At 71.8% G+C, this 15,943-nt stretch carries 16 protein-coding genes; 9 read left to right on the forward strand and 7 right to left on the reverse strand.

What is annotated here, in order from left to right:
- Positions 1-30: 30 nt before the first annotated feature.
- A complete protein-coding gene (locus J4573_RS25370; protein WP_208258329.1) occupies positions 31-1,287 on the reverse strand; it encodes an RNA polymerase sigma factor in 1,257 nt (418 codons plus the stop codon).
- A 228-nt stretch (positions 1,288-1,515) separates the two neighbouring features.
- On the opposite strand from J4573_RS25370, the gene egtA reads away from it, so the two are divergent.
- The 5 genes from egtA to J4573_RS25395 all read left to right on the forward strand — a co-directional run bounded on the left by egtA (position 1,516) and on the right by J4573_RS25395 (position 6,391).
- Positions 1,516-2,712: an ergothioneine biosynthesis glutamate--cysteine ligase EgtA gene (gene egtA, locus J4573_RS25375; RefSeq protein WP_208258330.1), complete on the forward strand. Its 1,197-nt coding sequence runs from the start codon at positions 1,516-1,518 to the stop codon at positions 2,710-2,712.
- The gene (gene egtB / locus J4573_RS25380) at positions 2,709-4,130 is read left to right on the forward strand and encodes an ergothioneine biosynthesis protein EgtB (RefSeq protein ID WP_243773587.1); all 1,422 of its coding nucleotides are present in this window, start codon (positions 2,709-2,711) and stop codon (positions 4,128-4,130) included. The genes egtA and egtB overlap by 4 nt, the downstream gene beginning before the upstream one ends.
- The gene (gene egtC, locus J4573_RS25385) at positions 4,130-4,870 is read left to right on the forward strand and encodes an ergothioneine biosynthesis protein EgtC (protein ID WP_208258331.1); all 741 of its coding nucleotides are present in this window, start codon (positions 4,130-4,132) and stop codon (positions 4,868-4,870) included. Before egtB ends, egtC begins: the two co-directional genes overlap by 1 nt.
- Positions 4,871-4,922: 52 nt before the next feature.
- Complete coding sequence (gene egtD, locus J4573_RS25390) at positions 4,923-5,834, forward strand: L-histidine N(alpha)-methyltransferase (protein ID WP_208258482.1); 912 nt, start codon at positions 4,923-4,925, stop codon at positions 5,832-5,834.
- A gap of 95 nt (positions 5,835-5,929) precedes the next feature.
- Entirely contained in the window at positions 5,930-6,391 is a 462-nt protein-coding gene (locus tag J4573_RS25395) for a hypothetical protein (RefSeq protein WP_208258332.1), read from the forward strand.
- Positions 6,392-6,447: 56 nt separating this feature from the next.
- On the opposite strand, the gene J4573_RS25400 is transcribed toward J4573_RS25395, so the two are convergent.
- Genes J4573_RS25400 through J4573_RS25410 form a run of 3 tightly spaced genes read right to left on the reverse strand, consistent with a single transcriptional unit; the run spans position 6,448 to position 8,900 of the window.
- Positions 6,448-7,623: a TolB family protein gene (locus J4573_RS25400; RefSeq protein ID WP_208258333.1), complete on the reverse strand. Its 1,176-nt coding sequence runs from the start codon at positions 7,621-7,623 to the stop codon at positions 6,448-6,450.
- Positions 7,620-8,126 (reverse strand): RNA polymerase sigma factor, encoded by a 507-nt coding sequence (locus tag J4573_RS25405; RefSeq protein WP_307796873.1) that lies wholly within the window; start codon positions 8,124-8,126, stop codon positions 7,620-7,622. The genes J4573_RS25400 and J4573_RS25405 overlap by 4 nt, the downstream gene beginning before the upstream one ends.
- A 3-nt stretch (positions 8,127-8,129) precedes the next feature.
- Positions 8,130-8,900 carry an SGNH/GDSL hydrolase family protein gene (locus J4573_RS25410; RefSeq protein WP_243773528.1) on the reverse strand — a complete coding sequence of 257 codons (771 nt, stop codon included), beginning with the start codon at positions 8,898-8,900 and terminating at the stop codon, positions 8,130-8,132.
- 136 nt (positions 8,901-9,036) lie between these two features.
- On the opposite strand from J4573_RS25410, the gene J4573_RS25415 reads away from it, so the two are divergent.
- Complete coding sequence (locus J4573_RS25415) at positions 9,037-10,173, forward strand: acyltransferase family protein (RefSeq protein ID WP_208258334.1); 1,137 nt, start codon at positions 9,037-9,039, stop codon at positions 10,171-10,173.
- A 104-nt stretch (positions 10,174-10,277) separates the two neighbouring features.
- Positions 10,278-10,967: a TetR/AcrR family transcriptional regulator gene (locus tag J4573_RS25420; RefSeq protein ID WP_208258335.1), complete on the forward strand. Its 690-nt coding sequence runs from the start codon at positions 10,278-10,280 to the stop codon at positions 10,965-10,967.
- Here the strand turns inward: J4573_RS25420 and J4573_RS25425 are convergent.
- On the reverse strand, positions 10,891-11,514 hold the full coding sequence (locus J4573_RS25425; RefSeq protein ID WP_208258336.1) for a TetR/AcrR family transcriptional regulator: 624 nt from the start codon (positions 11,512-11,514) through the stop codon (positions 10,891-10,893). The two genes, J4573_RS25420 and J4573_RS25425, sit on opposite strands and share 77 nt — an antisense overlap.
- Before the next feature lie 221 nt (positions 11,515-11,735).
- Here J4573_RS25425 and J4573_RS25430 point away from each other — a divergent pair, with 221 nt between their 5' ends.
- Positions 11,736-12,320, forward strand: a complete 585-nt coding sequence (locus J4573_RS25430; RefSeq protein WP_208258337.1) for a hypothetical protein — start codon at positions 11,736-11,738, stop codon at positions 12,318-12,320.
- A gap of 119 nt (positions 12,321-12,439) precedes the next feature.
- Complete coding sequence (locus J4573_RS25435; RefSeq protein ID WP_208258338.1) at positions 12,440-14,344, forward strand: Vgb family protein; 1,905 nt, start codon at positions 12,440-12,442, stop codon at positions 14,342-14,344.
- Positions 14,345-14,361: 17 nt separating this feature from the next.
- Here J4573_RS25435 and J4573_RS25440 read toward each other — a convergent pair whose 3' ends face one another.
- Together J4573_RS25440 and J4573_RS25445 are read right to left on the reverse strand one after the other, a co-directional pair.
- The gene (locus J4573_RS25440; protein ID WP_243773529.1) at positions 14,362-14,964 is read right to left on the reverse strand and encodes a cysteine dioxygenase; all 603 of its coding nucleotides are present in this window, start codon (positions 14,962-14,964) and stop codon (positions 14,362-14,364) included.
- Positions 14,954-15,883, reverse strand: coding sequence for an amidohydrolase family protein (locus J4573_RS25445; protein ID WP_208258339.1), 930 nt, complete (start codon positions 15,881-15,883; stop codon positions 14,954-14,956). The genes J4573_RS25440 and J4573_RS25445 overlap by 11 nt, the downstream gene beginning before the upstream one ends.
- Positions 15,884-15,943 lie beyond the last annotated feature (60 nt).

Consider the following 15,943-nt stretch of genomic DNA (forward strand, 5'->3'; position numbering starts at 1 on the left):
GGGCGCTGAGAGCAAGATCGGCGTAGTTGGTCAGCTGTGGCCGGGGGTTGGGGCGGGGTTCGAGGTGGGGTTCGGGGCCGGGCTGGGCGTATCGCTCGGGTCGCTGGAGGTCGGCGGGTCCGCCGGGGTCGAGGACGGCGGGTCCTCGGTGGGCGGCGTCGTCGGGTCCTCGGACGGAGGCGGCGTCGTGGACGGCGGGTCCGTGGGGGTCTGCGACGGCGGGTCGGTGGGGGTCTCCGACGGCGGGGGCGTGCCGGGGTCGGACGGGCCCGGGTCCGTCGGGTCGGGCGTCGGGGTGCCCGGCGTGGACGGGGCGCGGTGCGAGGGCGCGGGCTGGGTGGGCGCGCCGCCGCCAGAGCCGCCGTCGCCCTGCGAGGGCGGCGCGGAGGCGCTCTCGTCCGGGGTCTCGGGCCTGTCGCTCGGGGAGGTGGTGACCCGGCCGTTGCCGGTGCCGTGCTCGTCGTTCTGGTTCGGGCGCGGCGCGGGCTGGCTGCTGGTCGTCTCGGGAGTGCCCTTGCCCGAGGTCGGCACGAGCGAGGCGGCGTTGCCGCCCTTGATGGGCTGCCAGGAGACGATCAGGCCGATCGCGGCGGCGACCGAGGCCGCCATCGCGCTGACCGCGCCGAAGCCCTTCAGCTTGCGGCGGCCGGTCGAGGTCCTGGCGACCTCGGACCCGATCACCACGACCGGGTTCGGGGCGACCAGCGCCGTCATCGGCTGGGCCTGCTCGCCCTCGACCGCGGTGAGGACCTGGTCGCGCAGCCACTCGGGCGGCCGGATCGGCGCGCGGCGGGCCAGCAACCGCGGCAGCGTGCCCTTCTCGAACGCGGCGATGACGTCCATGTGGTGCGGAGAGGTCTCGCCGGGCCGGCGCATCAGCGTGTCGAGCACGGCGCGCTCCAGCCGGGTGCGCGCGACGCCCATCAGCTGGCGGACGGTGTCGGGCGCGATGCCGAGCACGCGCGCGATGTCGTTGATCTCCAGCCACTCGCCCGCGAGCAGGAACAGCACCTCGCGGTGGTCGGCGCGCAGCGTGCTGGCGGCCCGCAGCAGCGGGTCGGCGTCGCCGGACATGCCGAACGCGCGGTCGAGCGCGCCGCGGTCCACGCACGCGTGCCTGGCCAGGGCGTACATCCACAGCACGGTGTCGCCGCGCGGCGGGTGCTGGACGGTCGAGGCGAAGGTGTCGGCGACCGCGGCCGCCGCCTGGTCGCCGACCAGCGACCAGCAGTACGCGTACAGCCGGGCGGCGTGCGCGTCGTAGAGGGCGTCTGGCTCCCCGCGCATCCCTGTCCTCCGTCGCTGAGCGGCACTGGGCATTCCAGTGGAACTTGGGACTCTAGTGCACAGCGCTATGACTGAGAAGTGCCGTCAGATCCGGCATGTCGGGTGGCTGCGCAGCGTAATGAGTTTGGCGTGGTTAGTCACGTTCACGGAGATTTAATCCCTATTACTTGATTACTGATCCGGTTCACCAGGGAAACTTCGAACTTGTTGTCGAACAAGGGGGTTTCGGTGACCAGACTGACGGTCGACGGTGTCTACGACTACATCCGCGGGGTCTGCTTCAAGACCGGCCCGCCCGGCACGGTCGGCGCGGAGACCGAATGGTTCGTCCAGGACTCCGCCGCACCCGCCGCGCACGTCCCGATGGCCAGGGTCCGCGCCCTGCTCGACGCGGCCGGGCCGCTGCCGAACGGCAGCCTCATCACCTACGAACCGGGCGGCCAGCTGGAGCTCAGCTCCGCCCCCTACCCGGGCCTCGCCCCTCTGCACGAGGCCCTCGCCGCCGACCTGGACAGGGTCGGCGCGGTCCTCGCCGAAGCCGGCCTCGTTCTCGCCGGGCACGGCGTCGACCCGATCCGCGAGCCGCACTTCCAGGCCGAACACCCTCGCTACACCTGCATGAGGGACTACTTCTCGGCCGGTTACGCCGATGTCGGCCAGGCCATGATGTGCTCCACCGCCTCGGTCCAGGTGTGCCTGGACATCGGCGCCGACCAGAACGACCTCCTCCGCCGCTGGCGTCTCGCGCACGCGCTCGGACCCGTCCTGGTCGCCGCGTTCGCCAACTCGCCGCTGCACGAGGGACGGCGCACCGGGCTGCGCTCCACCCGGCAGGCCATCTGGACCGACCTGGACCCGTGCCGTACGGCCGCACCGGTCGGCGACGACCCGGCCGAGGCGTGGGCGCGGTACGCACTGGACGCGCGCGTCATGGTCATGCGCACGCCGGACGGCGGCTGGGCCGCCGACCCCGGCATGACCTTCCGGGAGTGGATCGGCAAGGGCGAGCCCGGCGAGGAGGACCTGGAGTACCACCTGTCCACGCTGTTCCCGCCCGTACGGCCGCGCGGCTGGCTGGAACTGCGCATGATCGACGCGCTGCCCGAGCCGTTCTGGCCCGTCCCGGTCGCCGTCGCGACCGCGCTGCTGGACGACCCGGTGGCCGCCGCGATCGCGCAGGCCGAGACCGAGCCGGTCGCCGGCCACTGGGAACAGGCGGCGCGCGACGGCCTCGCCGACCCCGCGCTCGCCGCCGCCGCCCGCGCCTGCTTCGACGCCGCGCTGAACGCGCTGCCGAGGCTCGGCGCGCACGGGCTCGTGCCGCTGGTCGAGGCCTACCGGGGCCGCTACGTCGAACGCGGCCGCACCCCGGCCGACGACCAGCTGAGCCCGCTTCCCGAGGAGGAACTGTCATGGAGCCGATGAGCGGCACGAGCACCGCGAGCAGGCGCACGATGCGCGGCGGGCTGGACGAGGACGCGCTCAAGGAGCTGATCGCCGAGGAACTGGGGGCGGTGCGGAACCGCAGCCTCGGACTCACGACCGACGTCCTGGACGAGGCGGACCTGGTCGGCCAGGTCTCGCCGCTGATGTCGCCGCTGGTCTGGGACCTGGCGCACGTCGGCAACTACGAGGAGCTGTGGCTGCTGCGCGCCGCGGCGGGCATCGAGCCGATGCGGCCCGAGATCGACGGCCTGTACGACGCGTTCGAGCATCCGCGCTCGACCCGGCCGTCGCTGCCGCTGCTGCCGCCCGCCGAGGCCGGCGCCTACATCTCCACGGTCCGCGCCAAGGTGCTGGACTCGCTGGAGAAGGTCCGCTTCGACGGCAGCGACCCGCTGACCAGGGGCGGCTTCGTGTACGGCATGGTCGTCCAGCACGAGCACATGCACGACGAGACGATGCTGGCCACCCACCAGCTCCGGAAGGGAGCGCCCGCGCTGCTGGAGCCGGTGGGGGAGATCCTCCGCACCAAGCCCGCCGGGACCGAGGTGCTGGTCGAGGCGGGCCCGTTCGAGATGGGCACCTCCGACGACCCCTGGGCGTACGACAACGAGCGTCCCGGCCACATGGTGGACGTGCCCGCGTACTACATCGACAGCGAGCCGGTCACCAACGGCGCCTACCTGGCGTTCATGGAGGCGGGCGGTTACGACGACCCGCGGTGGTGGGACCCGCGGGGCTGGGAGTGGCGCACCTCCAGCGGCAAGCGCGCGCCCGCGTTCTGGTCCAAGGACGGCGTCAGCTGGGTGCGGCGCCGCTTCGGGCGGATGGAGGCCGTTCCGCCGGACGAGCCCGTGCAGCACGTGTGCTGGTACGAGGCGGACGCCTACGCGCGGTGGGCGGGCAAGCGGCTGCCGACCGAGGCCGAATGGGAGAAGGCGGCCCGCTGGGATCCCGTCGCCGGACGCTCGCGGCGCTTCCCCTGGGGCGACGAGTACGAGGAAGGGCGCGCCAACCTCGGCCAGCGCATGCTGCGCCCTTCGGAGGCCGGCTCGTACGAGAGCGGCGCCTCGGCCTACGGGGTGCGGCAGCTGGTCGGCGACGTGTGGGAGTGGACGTCGTCGGACTTCCACGGTTACCCGGGCTTCCGCTCGTTCCCCTACAAGGAGTACTCGGAGGTCTTCTTCGGACCCGACTACAAGGTGCTGAAGGGCGGCTCGTGGGCGACGCACCCGCTGGCCATCCGAGGCTCGTTCCGTAACTGGGACTACCCGATCCGGCGCCAGATCTTCACCGGGTTCCGCTGTGCCACATCGGCGGAGCCTCCTGGTCACGCCGGGGGGCGTGGGGGGTCGTCCCCCCTCGGGAAGCAGGGCGCACGGTCGGCGGTGGTCGGCTGATGTGCCGTCACGTCGGCCATCTGGGGCCGGCGCGCACACTGGCATCGCTCATCTACGAGGGGGAGCACTCCCTTGAGAGCCAGGCGTACGCGCCGCGCATGACCCAGGGCAACCTGCTGAACGCGGACGGCTTCGGCGTCGGCTGGTATCACGGCGGCCAGGATCGCCCGGTCCGCTTCAGGCGGTCGCAGCCGCTCTGGACCGACCAGTCGTTCCGGGAGATCGCCGGGGTCACCGAGACGACCTGCGCTGTCGCGGCGCTGCGTTCGGCGACCTCCGGCTTCCCGGTGGACGAGTCGTGCGCCCAGCCGTTCCGCGCCGGGCACCGCCTGTTCAGCCACAACGGGAAGGTCGAGGACTACCCGAGCGTCGAGTGGAAGCTGCGCGAGCTGGCCGGGGACCTCGCCGAGGTCCCCGACGCCCGCGCGGCCGTCGACTCGGCGATCCTGTTCGCCCTCGCCGCACGCCGCTGGCGCGAGGGCGGCGGGCTCGGCGACGGCCTGGCCGCCGTCATCGACGCCGTGACCGGGCTGACCGGGGGCCGCTTCAACCTGCTGGCCGCCGACGGCTCCGCGCTCGCCGCCACCACCTGGGGCGACTCGCTCTTCGTCCGTACGACACCCGACGAGATCCGGGTCGCTTCCGAACCGCTGGACGACGACGGCGGCTGGGAGCGAGTGCCCGACCGTTCGCTCGTGACCGCCGACCTTGAGTCCGGCGTCCGCATCGACAGCCTCTGAGGAGAGATTTTCCGTGGATCGGTTCCTGACGGCCGACGACCTTGCCAAGACCATGCGCCTGGACGTGCGCGCCGGACTGACGAGCACGCCCAAGACCCTGCCGCCCAAGTACTTCTACGACGAGCGGGGCAGCGCGCTGTTCGAGGAGATCACCCGGCTGGAGGAGTACTACCCGACCCGGCGCGAACGGGAGATCCTCACCGCGCGGGCCCCCGAGATCGCCGCGATCACCGGCGCCGACACCCTGCTCGAACTCGGCGCCGGATCAGGGGAGAAGACACGCCTGCTCCTGGACGCCCTGCACGCCACCCTGAACACCTACGTGCCCGTCGACGTCAGCGGCGACTTCCTCGCCGAGGCCGCGGGCCAGATCGCCGCCGACCACCCGGGCGTCACCGTCCGCGCCGTCGTCGCCGACTACGAACGCCACCTGCACCTCCTACCGTCCACCGGCCGGCGGCTGATCGCGTTCCTCGGCGGAACGATCGGCAACATGCCGCCGTCCACCCGCATCGGGTTCCTGGGGGCCCTGCGCGCCACCATGAACGACGACGACGCGCTCCTGCTGGGCGCCGACCTGGTCAAGGACGAGGACCGCCTCGTCCGCGCCTACGACGACGCCCGCGGTGTCACGGCCGAGTTCAACCGCAACGTCCTGCACGTCATCAACCGCGACCTGGACGCCGACTTCGACCCCTCGGCGTTCGAGCACGTCGCGCGCTGGAACGCCGCCGAGGAGTGGATCGAGATGCGGCTCCGCTCGACCCGCGACCGCGACGTCCACGTGAAGGGCCTCGACCTGGAGGTCCACTTCGCCGAGGGGGAGGAGATGCGCACCGAGATCTCGTCCAAGTTCCGCCCCGAACGCCTGGAGGCCGAACTGGGCGCCGCGGGCCTGAAGCTCGCCGAGCTCTGGACCGACCAGGCCGGCGACTTCTCCCTCTCCCTGGCCCGCCCCGCCTAGCCCGACGAATTTGATCAAGTCTGCTGCGCGGACGGTCGTGATCTTCTAGATTCGCCCGGGATCACGACCGCCCGACGCACAAGGATTCCCCCCATATGAAGACCCGCCTCATCACCGCCGCCGCCGCGCTCGCGGTCGCCGGCGGCGCACTGGCAGCCGCCCCCGCGCTGACGGCCTCCCACAAGACCGCCGGCGCCGCCCCGGTCGCCGCCTCCGCCCCGGCCGCGGCTCCCGCTCCGGCTCCCGCCCCGGCGGTCGCCGCCAAGGTCCAGAAGTTCGACTTCCGTCGCGGCTGGGGGACCGCCTATGGCACCAAGTCCACCAAGGTCGTCCAGGGCCGCATGTCGGACCAGCGCAACGACGAGTGGTGCATCCAGACCCGCATCGCCTGGAGCGTCAAGCGCGGCAGCGCCTTCCGGGTCTTCGACCGCGACAGCAAGACCGTCTGCGGCGCCCTCGTCGTGGCGTTCAGGGCCACCCCCGACTACAAGGGCCGCCCCTACAAGGCCAGCCGCGTCACGGTCGGTTTCTTCCGCGTCCGCGACCCCGATTTCTGACCCCGAGCAGCACAGCAGCGAGGCGGGTCCCGGTTTCCGGGACCCGCCTCTTCGCTTCACCAACTGACGTCGAGCGCGCCCGAGAGCCCGGCGATCCGCTCGATCCGCCCGCCCTGCCGGAGGTCGACGACGCCCGCGCCGGTGAGCAGGTAGCGGCCCGAGGCCTCGCCGTCGAGGACCGCGGGATCCGAACCGCGAGCGCCGGGGATCGGTATCACCGACGTCTGTTGCCCTGACACGAGCGAGACCGTGATCAGCTTGCTGCCCACGGCGAGGTACTCGGTCTCCTGGCCGCGAATGCCGCGCTTGATGTAGTAGACCGCGTAGACCTGGCCCTGCCTGCCGTCGGAGCTGATCCGGACACCGGTCAGCCCGGCGTCCCGCGGCGCGGTGAGAAGGCGCGTGCTGTGGGTCCTGAGGTCGCCCTGCGGTGACCGCCCGGGATCGAGGAGCCGCGCCTCACCGCCCGGGCCGTCGAACGACACGTCGCCGAGCTGCCCGATCATCGATCGTGAGATGCCAGGGCTGGCGAGCGCGAAGGCGATGCTCCGGCCGTCGGGCGTCCACGCCAGGCTGGAGACGTACTGCGAAGCCGGGACGGTCCATGTCGTCTTCGTCCTGGCGGCCGTGTCGTAGGAGCCCATGTCGTTCTGCCCGCCGGTGCAGGAACGCGCGTAGGCGATCTTCTTCCCGTCGGGTGACACCGCGAGATCGCGGATCGAGGAGAACGGGAACGACAGGCCGGTCGGCTGAAGGTCCTCGATGGCGCCGGACGGGGCGAGGGTGAGCCGCCTGACGTCCGCGCTGCAGGAATCGGCGGCTCTGGGGGAGACCACGACGAAGAACGTGCGCCCGTCGCCCGAGCCCGCCACGCTCGTGAATGCCAGCCGGTGGTCGGCGACCCGCTGAGCGGCCACCTGCCGGCCGCCGTGGATCTCGCGGACCTCGAGGGTGGACGGTCTGCTCTTGGTGGCGGGCATGGCGGCCACCACGTACTTCGGTACGACCGGGGGTTTGCGCAGCGGCTTGGGGTCGTCGTGCAGGAGGTGGCGGATGCCCAGGGCGCCGGCGATCAGGATCAGCACGGCGACGGCGGTCAGGATCGGGACCAGGCGGCGTGAGGGTGTTCTGCTGCGGAACGTGTGGGTGGGGAGGGGGCGTTCCTTGTACTCGTCGACGGTGTCGGCCGTCGCGTGCAGGGCGTCGCGGAGGCGCCTCTCGAGTTCGTTCATCGCACCTCCCCGCCCATCTCCGTGGAGAGCGCGGCGAGCGCCCTGGTCGTGGCCGACCGTACGGTGCCGGGCCTGATGCCCATCGCCGCGGCGGTCTCGGCGTCGCTGTAGCCGAGGTAGTAGCGCAGGATCAGGGCCTCGCGCTGGCGGCGCGGCAGCTGTTGGAGGGCGCGCATGAGCTCGCGGTCGTTCTGGCTGAGGAACGCGTTCGACTCGGTGGACCACACGGGCGGCCGATCGGGCTCGGTGGGCCGCCACCTTCGTTCGCGGCGGCGCAGTTCGGTCCGGCAGCCGTTCAGGACCGCCGCCCGGACGTGGGTGAGCAGCCTGGCCTCGTCGTGCAGGCGGGGGGCCTTGTGCCGGATGCGCACGAAGACGTCCTGGACCACGTTCTCGGCCGTCGGCTCGTCCCCGACCAGGAGCACCGCCAAGCGGATCAACGCGACCTGATGCTCCTCGTAGAGGGAGGTCAGTGTCGTGCTGGAGACGGCGCCGGTGGTCACGGGTCAATATTTGCGCGCGGGATGTGCCATGCCCAGGCGGCGGATGTCGTCGGCCAGCTTGGTGGCGAGGTAGCGGTGACCGTCGATGGTCGGGTGCACGCCGTCGGGCTTGATGAAGCCGGGAGCGTTCCCGGCGCCGGTGTTGCGGTTGCCGGTGATCCAGTGCTCGGCGATCGGGTCGATGAACGGGATGTGGAGCTCGGCCGCGAGGGCCCTCAGGCCGTCGCGGACGGCCAGGGCGCCCTGCGGCGGGGTGTCGTTCCCCCACATCGGGCCGATCATCAGCATCGCGGTGCCGGGCCAGCGCTGGTGGGCCCGCGTCAGCAGGGTGCGGGCGGCCTGGGTCACCTGGGGTGCGGGGTAGTGCCAGTCGTTGTGGCCGCCCGAGACGACCAGCATGTCGGGTGCGGGGCGCCAGCCGAGCTGGGCCTCGAAGAGCTCGCCGAACGCGTCCTTGGCCCGGGTTCCGCTGAGCCGCGGCGTGCCGCCGGCGACGAACCCGGTGCCCGCCCGGCCGCCCGCGATGACCTGCCAGCCGAGCAGCCGCGCCGCCGCGGGCGCGTAGGTGTTCTCCGGCTGGCTGCCGCGCTCGCCGACGGTGTAGCTGTCGCCGAGGAACATCACGACCGGCGGGGCCGACGGGCCGGCCTTGACGGGCGCGGCCTTGTGCTCGACCTTGCCGCCCAGGCCGCCGCCGCAGCCGGTCATCGCCAGGAGAAGACCGAGGCACAGCGAAGCGAGCGCCGCGCCGCGGCGGCCGCGGCGAGATGTCATGGAGGGACCACCTGTTTCCTGAGGGTGTGGCCGCATATTAGCGAGATCGCCATAACGGCGTCTTAAACACGTGCCGTTCACCGTGGGCTCACGCTGCGGTACCCGTCCGGCCACCCGCCACCGAGAGGGTTCCGCGGTGACACGACGCGACCGGCTCCGGGAGCTGGACCTGCTGCGCTTCGTCGCGGCGCTCTCGGTGGTCCTGTTCCACTTCACCGGCTTCAACGGACCCGGTCCCTGGCCCCACCCGTCCCGCGAGCTCTTCCCCGCGATGGCGCACCTCACGCGCTACGGGTATCTGGGCGTCGACCTGTTCTTCATGATCAGCGGGTTCGTCATCCTGATGAGCGCGTGGGGGCGGTCGCCCGGCGAGTTCGTGGTGTCGCGGCTGGTGCGGCTGATGCCCGCGTACTGGGTCGGGGTGCTGCTCGGCGCGACCCTCTACGCCACCGCGAAGCTGGGGAACGGCGCGCCCGGCCTCATCATCCCCAACCTCACGATGCTGCAGGGCGGGCTCGGCGTGGAGAACGTCGACGCCGTCTTCTGGACGCTCTGGGTGGAGCTGCACTTCTACGTGCTGATCGCGTTCCTGTCGGTGTTCGGCATCACCTACCGCAACTGCCTGGTCTTCATGACGGCCTGGATGTTCTTCGGCGTCTTCGCCGACGAGGCCGACAGCAAGTTCCTGAAGATCATGCTGGTACCGACCTGGAGCCCGTACTTCATCGCGGGCATGGCGCTGTTCCTGATCTACCGCTTCGGGCCGACGCTGCTGCTGTGGGGGTACGTGGTGGTCGGCTGGCTCCTCGCCCTCTTCTGGGGCGCCTGGCGTACCGAGGCCGCGTTCAAGGGCGCGAACGAGAACGTGGTCGGCGTCGCCGTCACCCTGATCTTCATCGTGATGATCCTGGTGGCCACGGGCAAGCTCAGATGGCTGCGATGGCGCGGGCTGACCGTGCTCGGCGCGCTCACCTATCCGCTCTATCTGACGCATTCGCAGATCGCGCTCCCGGTGCTGGACGCCGCCTACCCGGGCATGAACCGCTGGGCGGCACTGGCCCTGGTCATCGGGGTGTCCATGCTGACGGCGTACGCGGTCTACCGGCTGGTCGAGAAGCCGGGGCAGAAGTGGTTCAAGGACCAGCTCCGCAAGTCCCTGGCGCCGCTCCGTCCCCCGGCTCCCGAGCCCGCGGTTCCGGCGGTGCCCGCACCCCGGCGGGTCGAGCCCGAGCCCGTTCCGTTCACGCCGACGGGGCCCGCCGAACGGGTCTGACCCACCGGTCACGCCCGCCGAGTGTGACGCCTTACCTACTCCGTGCACTTCCCTTGGGGCCTGGTCTCCGTCGTAGGGTGGATTTTCACGCACCTGGTTGATCCATGGAGGCCGCGATCGTGGTGCTGCCCGGGTCCCGTTCCGCGCTCGAGCCCGGCCGGGTCATCAAGCGGGGCCGTCATGGGCTGGCGCCCGAGACGGTGGCGGAGATCCAGCGCGAACGGCTCATCGACGCGTTCGTGCAGGTCGTCGCCGAGCAGGGCTACCAGCAGGCGACGATCAGCCGGATCACGCAGGCGGCGGGCGTGACCAAGAAGGCCTTCTACGACCACTTCGAGGACCGCGAGACGTGCTTCCTTGCGGCCTACGAGCAGGGGACCGCGATCATCGTGGCCCGGGTCGAGGAGGCGCGGAAGGCGGCGGACTCGTGGCCGGCGGGCGTGCTGGCCTCGATGCGGACGCTGCTGGAGCTGCTGGCGGCCGAGCCGCGGTTCGCGCGGGTGTCGGTCGTGGAGATCAACTCGGCGGCGCCGCGCGTGCGGGCCGTGCGGACCCGGTACCTGGAGGGCTTTCGCAGCCTGCTCACCGAGCCGGAGGACGGGCTGGCGGGCGTGCCCGGAACCGTCGCGGACGCGGTGATCGGCGGCGTCTACAGCGCCATCTACATCAAGGCAGACTCGGGCCGGACCGAGGAGCTGCCCGAGCTCGTCGAATCGCTCACGTATTTCGTGCTGCTTCCCCTGCTGGGGAAGGAGGACGCGGCCCGGGAACTGGAGCGTCTTCGAGCTCCCTGAGCGCCTGGTCGATGTCGGTGTAGGGGAGCAGGGTGAAGCACGTCATCGCGGGCAGCAGCCCGGGCAGCTCGGCGGTGCGTCCCGCGTCCACGTAGTCGTAGATCGTTCCGTAGATGCCGCCGATGATGGCGTCCCGGACGGCGTCGGGGATGCCCGGCTTGCCGGGGCAGGTGAGGAACGCTCGGTAGCCCGTCATCATGCGGACGCGCGCGCGGCGGACGCGGGGTCCGGCGGCGGTGGCCTCGACGACCGACACGCGGGTGAACGCGGGCGCGGCGGCGAGCGCGTCGAACATGACCCGCAGGCCGGCCCGTACGGCGTCGTGCCAGGACGGCTCGGCGCGGTAGGCGGCGCCGACCCGTTCGTACAGGACGTCGCAGCCGTGCCGGTAGGCGGCCAGGAAGCAGTCCTCGAGGTCGGTGAAGTGCTCGTGGAAGGCCTGTTCGGGCAGGTCGGCCTCGGCTGCGACGGCGGCGGCGGTGGTCGCGGCGAACCCCCGTTCGGCGGCCACCCGGACGAACGCGTTGATCAGCCGGTCCCGGGCCATCGCGCCTCCGATCGGTGCTGCGCGCAGCTGTTGTCTACACCCGTAAAGGTAAAGGCGGAGCAAAGTCAAGCAAGCGCTTGGTGGCCGCATCCGGCCGAAGCGTTGACATGAAAAACCGCGCGGTTTTTTGTTGGGGGTGAGGCCTCACGACGAAGAGCTCCCCGCTGCTCCGCTCCCCGGCTCTTCCCTCCGCTCCCAGCCCAGTACGGAAGAGGTTCACAGTGCTCCCCCGAATCACCCGCCTCACCTTCGCCGCCGTGGCCGCCGCAGGTCTGACCACGTTCGGCGTGACCGCCGCCCAGGCCGACGACGCGAGCCTGAACCCGGCCAACACCGCCGTCCACGGCGTCAGCGCCGACCTGCAGTTCTCCGGAACGCTGAGCGGCCTGTCGTTCAGCAGTTCCTGTACGGAGGCGACGCTGGACTTCACCACGCCCGCCAGCGGTCTCGGCCCGATCGACCTCAGCAGCACGCCGTCGATCAGCGGCTGCACCGACAACTTCGGCGGCAACGACACCATCACCGCGAGCGGGACGTGGCAGGTGACCTGGCAGAGCGCGAGCCAGGTCACGCTCACGATCCCGCAGGGCGGCGCGACGTTCACCACGAGCTTCCTGCCCGGCTGCACGGTGACCGCGGCCTCCGACGGCCCGGTCGACATCGTCGGCACCTACGACAACGTCAACAAGGCCGTGCTGCCGACCGGCACCTCCATCCCGTTCTCGGCGAGCGGCTGCGGCACGACCAGCGGCTCCGGCACGGTCGGCGGCACCTACACGCTGTCGCCGAACGTCTCGGTCTCCTAGTTCTCGCGTGACGGCAGGGGCCGCCGACCCGCCCGCTCCCGGGTGGCCCCTGCCGTCGGCGCGTGTGTTCGAACCGTCCTGTCCGACCTCGGGGGAAGATCATTTGAGGAGGCGATGGCATGCGCCATCGTGGTCAACGAGCCGGTGCGCTCGCGGTGTCCGGCCTGCTGGCGGCCGGTGCGCTGAGTCAGGTGCCGGCCGCGCAGGCGGCCGGGGCCATGTCGGAGACGGCCCTGCCGATCCCCGACGTCCAGCCGATCGGGCTGTCGGCGGCCGCGGACGGCAGCGTCTGGTTCGCCGAGAACGCCGGTGGGATCGGGCGGGTCGATCCGGCGGGGAAGGTCACCGAGTACGCCGTGCCCGGCAACTCGGTCCAGAAGCTCGGCAACCCCGACGGCGTCGCGACGGCGGCCGACGGCACGCTCTGGTTCAGCGACTCCTCCTCCGACGCCCCGCGGGTCGGCAAGGTCGACCCCGCCACCGGCACCTCCACGCTGTACGAGCTGCCGAAGACCGGCACGGTCAACTTCGCCAACGCGCAGGTCGCCGACCTGACGCCCGGCCCCGGCGGCATCTGGTTCACCGGCGGCGGCTCGCGGTCGATCGGCAGGATCGACGCGTCCGGCACCGTGACCGCCTACGCCGCGGGCCAGAGCGCCTACGACATCACCACCGGATCCGACGGCGCGATGTGGTTCACCACGGGCAGCCGCCTGGTCGGGCGGCTCGACCCGGCGACCGGCGCCGTCACCACCGTCCCGCTCCCGGCCGACTCGACGCCGGGCGAGAACGTGCTGGGCGGGATCACCAGCGGGCCGGACGGCAACATCTGGTTCACCGAGCCGGGCAAGGGCAAGATCGGCCGGATCGTGCCGTCCACCGGAGCGCTGAACGAGTTCGCCGTCCGCACGGCGGCCTCGCGCCCGCAGGACATCACCGCCGGGCCGGACGGGAACCTGTGGTTCACCGAGAAGGCCGCCAGCAACATCGGCCGGATCACCCCGGCGGGCGCGGTCACCGAGTACCCGCTGCCCGGCACGATGTCCGCGCCCATGCGGATCATCAACGGGCCCGGCGGCAAGCTGTGGTTCACCGAGCCCGGCCGTGGCCTGATCGGCCGCCTGGACCCGGCCGCGCCGCCCACCGGCGCCGCGAACCCGGCGCTGCCCGGTTCCGGCACGGCCCCGCAGCTCGGCGGCGCGCTCTTCCAGAACCGCTGCCCGCAGGGCACCCTGTGCATCACCGAGACCACCACGGGCGGCAGCACCAAGATCGGCTCGTTCAACCAGACCCTGCCGCCCGGCGCGATCCGCATCACCGGCTTCCTCGCCCCGCCCGACGACACCGGGCTGTCGGTGCTCGCGCCGCCGGTCGTCGGCAAGCAGTTCGAGGGCCGGCCGGTCGAGGTGCCCGGCGGCCTCATCGGCCAGATTCCCTGGATCGGTCCCTGGCTCGGCACGACGCCCGCCGCCCAGTGGGAGGCCAACAAGCTGTCGGTCACCCAGTCGATCGAGGGCCCCGTTCACCTGGTCTCCAGCCCGAGCGGGCTGGGCGCCCAGGTGCGGCTCAGCATCAAGATGAACAACAGCGTGCTCGGCGACACCTGCGTGATCGGCCCGATCGACGCCAACTTCGCGCCCGCGTTCCTGAGCGGCTCCTCCGACCCGCAGATCGGCTGGTCCGCGGTGCAGATCTCGATCAACGACCACATCGCCGTCCCGGCCGCCAAGGGCTGCGGCCTCGGCGGCTGGCTGGACGGGATCATCAACTCGATGATGGGCCTGCCGTCCGCGCCCGAGAACAACACGATGGCGCTGACCGGCATCTTCGCCCTGAGCCAGGGACTGAACGCCTCCAACACGCCCTCGGCCCTGTCGGCGAGCGCGCTGAAGGCGCTCTCGCCGAAGACCGCCGCCCTGCTCGACCCGGCCGCTCAGCCCGCGGCCAGGTCGCAGGCCAAGGCACCGAAGAAGGTCACGGTGAAGGTCGCCGGGACCAGGCACGCGCTGAAAGCCAGGCGCTAGGCGGACGGCTCGGTCGGCTACGCCGGCGCCGGACCGTCCATCGGACGCAGTTCGTCGGCGTAGCTGACCGAGACCCGGCGCATGACCCCGTCGTCGGAGATGGAGTACTGGCCGAGCCGCCACAGCGGCGGCGAGTAGGCGTGGATCGACACGCTCGCGTCGGCCGCGCCGACCAGCCGGTGGATGTGGTCGGCGCCGAAGCTGAACGACTGGCCCTCGGGGATCACGGTCTGCACGTGCGCGCCGCCGATCCGCGGGTTGTTCTCCTCCAGCGCGCCCGCGACGACCCGGACGGCGCCGGAGGAGACGTCATGGTCGTGCCAGCCGGTGTCGTTCTCGGGCGTCCAGCACAGCACCCACACGTCCACGTACTCGTCGCGGTGCAGCGAGGCGTAGTGCCGCTGCCCGTCGGAGAAGGCGACGTGCTGCCGCCACATCTCGGGCCGTGCGGCCAGCTCGTCGACCAGGGCGCGCAGCTCGCGCCGGTCGAGCGGCCTGGGGGGCAGGCCCTCCAGATTCTGCTTGGCGGGATTGTGGTTGCCGGGATCGTGCGTGCCATGGGCGTCCGTGACGGCGTCGTGCTTGCCGGGGTGGGCACAGGACATGACCTCAGGCGGCATCGTTGGTTCGCTCCTCTCCGTCGAGTAGGCGGTGCGGGTTGACCACGCGGAACGCGTGGCGTGCGGCCTCGCCGAGGGCGAGGTCGCGCGGGTGTGCGTAGGGACGGTCGGAACCGTTCACGATCACGTCGACGCCGAGCGCGCGGACGGCGGCGTCGGCGGCGCGCGGCCCGTACGACGAGGTCTCCACGAACGCGTTCGGGTCGACCTCGCCCCGGCCGCCGCCGCGCGCTGCCAGCCGTTCGCCGTGCAGCGGCGCGAGCCCGGCCAGCAGCGTGAAGCACACGCGCAGGCGCGGGTGGCGGACGCGGCCGAACGCGCGGAACGCGAACCAGGCGGCCTGCATCTGGGACACGTACGGCACCAGCGCGGGCCACCAGCCGGGCGCGCCCTCCTCGGCCGCGGGCGCGGGTCCGGGATGCACGAACAGCGGCAGGTTCCGTTCCTCCAGCAGGGTGAGCAGCGGCCCGCACCGCTCGTAGCCCGCGCGGTCGGCCAGAGCGGTGGCGGGCAGCTGCAGTCCTGCGAAACCCCGGCCCAGATCGTCGGCGCGATCCAGGTCCCTGGCCAGCGAGGCGGCGTCGATCTCGCTGACGCAGGCGGCGGCCCAGGACCCGAACGGCTCGGGCAGGCCGGTCGCGCCCGCGTGGTAGGCCTCGAGGAGCGGCCGCGCCTGGTCGGCGGGCAGCCACTCGATGCCGAGCGGGGAGGAGAGCGAGACCAGCGCCCTGTCCAGGCCGTCGGCCTTCACCAGCGCGGCGCGCGCGGCGATGTCATGATCGGCGGGGTCGATCTCGAAGGGCGGCTCACCGTCCAGGTAAAGCGTCCATTCGTCCAGGTACGGGGGCGTGCTTCGACCGCGGAGGGCCCCGATCAGCGGGGCGCCCCACAAGTGCTGGTGAACATCTATGCCTGGCATCGTTCCTGGAAGTCGCTACTGAACCGCATCAGTTAACCGTTTCAGTGAACCGGTTCAGAG

Origin of the sequence: Actinomadura barringtoniae, from assembly GCF_017573505.1 — a bacterium.
GTDB lineage: Bacteria > Actinomycetota > Actinomycetes > Streptosporangiales > Streptosporangiaceae > Spirillospora > Spirillospora barringtoniae.

Excerpts from the sequence above, each read along its gene's own strand:
- J4573_RS25370 (WP_208258329.1), bottom strand. The coding sequence starts at position 1,287 with ATGCGCGGGGAGCCAGACGCCCTCTACGACGCGCACGCCGCCCGGCTG.
- egtB (WP_243773587.1), top strand. The coding sequence starts at position 2,709 with ATGAGCGGCACGAGCACCGCGAGCAGGCGCACGATGCGCGGCGGGCTG.
- egtC (WP_208258331.1), top strand. The coding sequence starts at position 4,130 with ATGTGCCGTCACGTCGGCCATCTGGGGCCGGCGCGCACACTGGCATCG.
- egtD (WP_208258482.1), top strand. The coding sequence starts at position 4,923 with ATGCGCCTGGACGTGCGCGCCGGACTGACGAGCACGCCCAAGACCCTG.
- J4573_RS25395 (WP_208258332.1), top strand. The coding sequence starts at position 5,930 with ATGAAGACCCGCCTCATCACCGCCGCCGCCGCGCTCGCGGTCGCCGGC.
- J4573_RS25400 (WP_208258333.1), bottom strand. The coding sequence starts at position 7,623 with ATGAACGAACTCGAGAGGCGCCTCCGCGACGCCCTGCACGCGACGGCC.
- J4573_RS25410 (WP_243773528.1), bottom strand. The coding sequence starts at position 8,900 with ATGACATCTCGCCGCGGCCGCCGCGGCGCGGCGCTCGCTTCGCTGTGC.
- J4573_RS25420 (WP_208258335.1), top strand. The coding sequence starts at position 10,278 with ATGGAGGCCGCGATCGTGGTGCTGCCCGGGTCCCGTTCCGCGCTCGAG.
- J4573_RS25425 (WP_208258336.1), bottom strand. The coding sequence starts at position 11,514 with ATGGCCCGGGACCGGCTGATCAACGCGTTCGTCCGGGTGGCCGCCGAA.
- J4573_RS25435 (WP_208258338.1), top strand. The coding sequence starts at position 12,440 with ATGCGCCATCGTGGTCAACGAGCCGGTGCGCTCGCGGTGTCCGGCCTG.
- J4573_RS25440 (WP_243773529.1), bottom strand. The coding sequence starts at position 14,964 with ATGCCGCCTGAGGTCATGTCCTGTGCCCACCCCGGCAAGCACGACGCC.
- J4573_RS25445 (WP_208258339.1), bottom strand. The coding sequence starts at position 15,883 with ATGCCAGGCATAGATGTTCACCAGCACTTGTGGGGCGCCCCGCTGATC.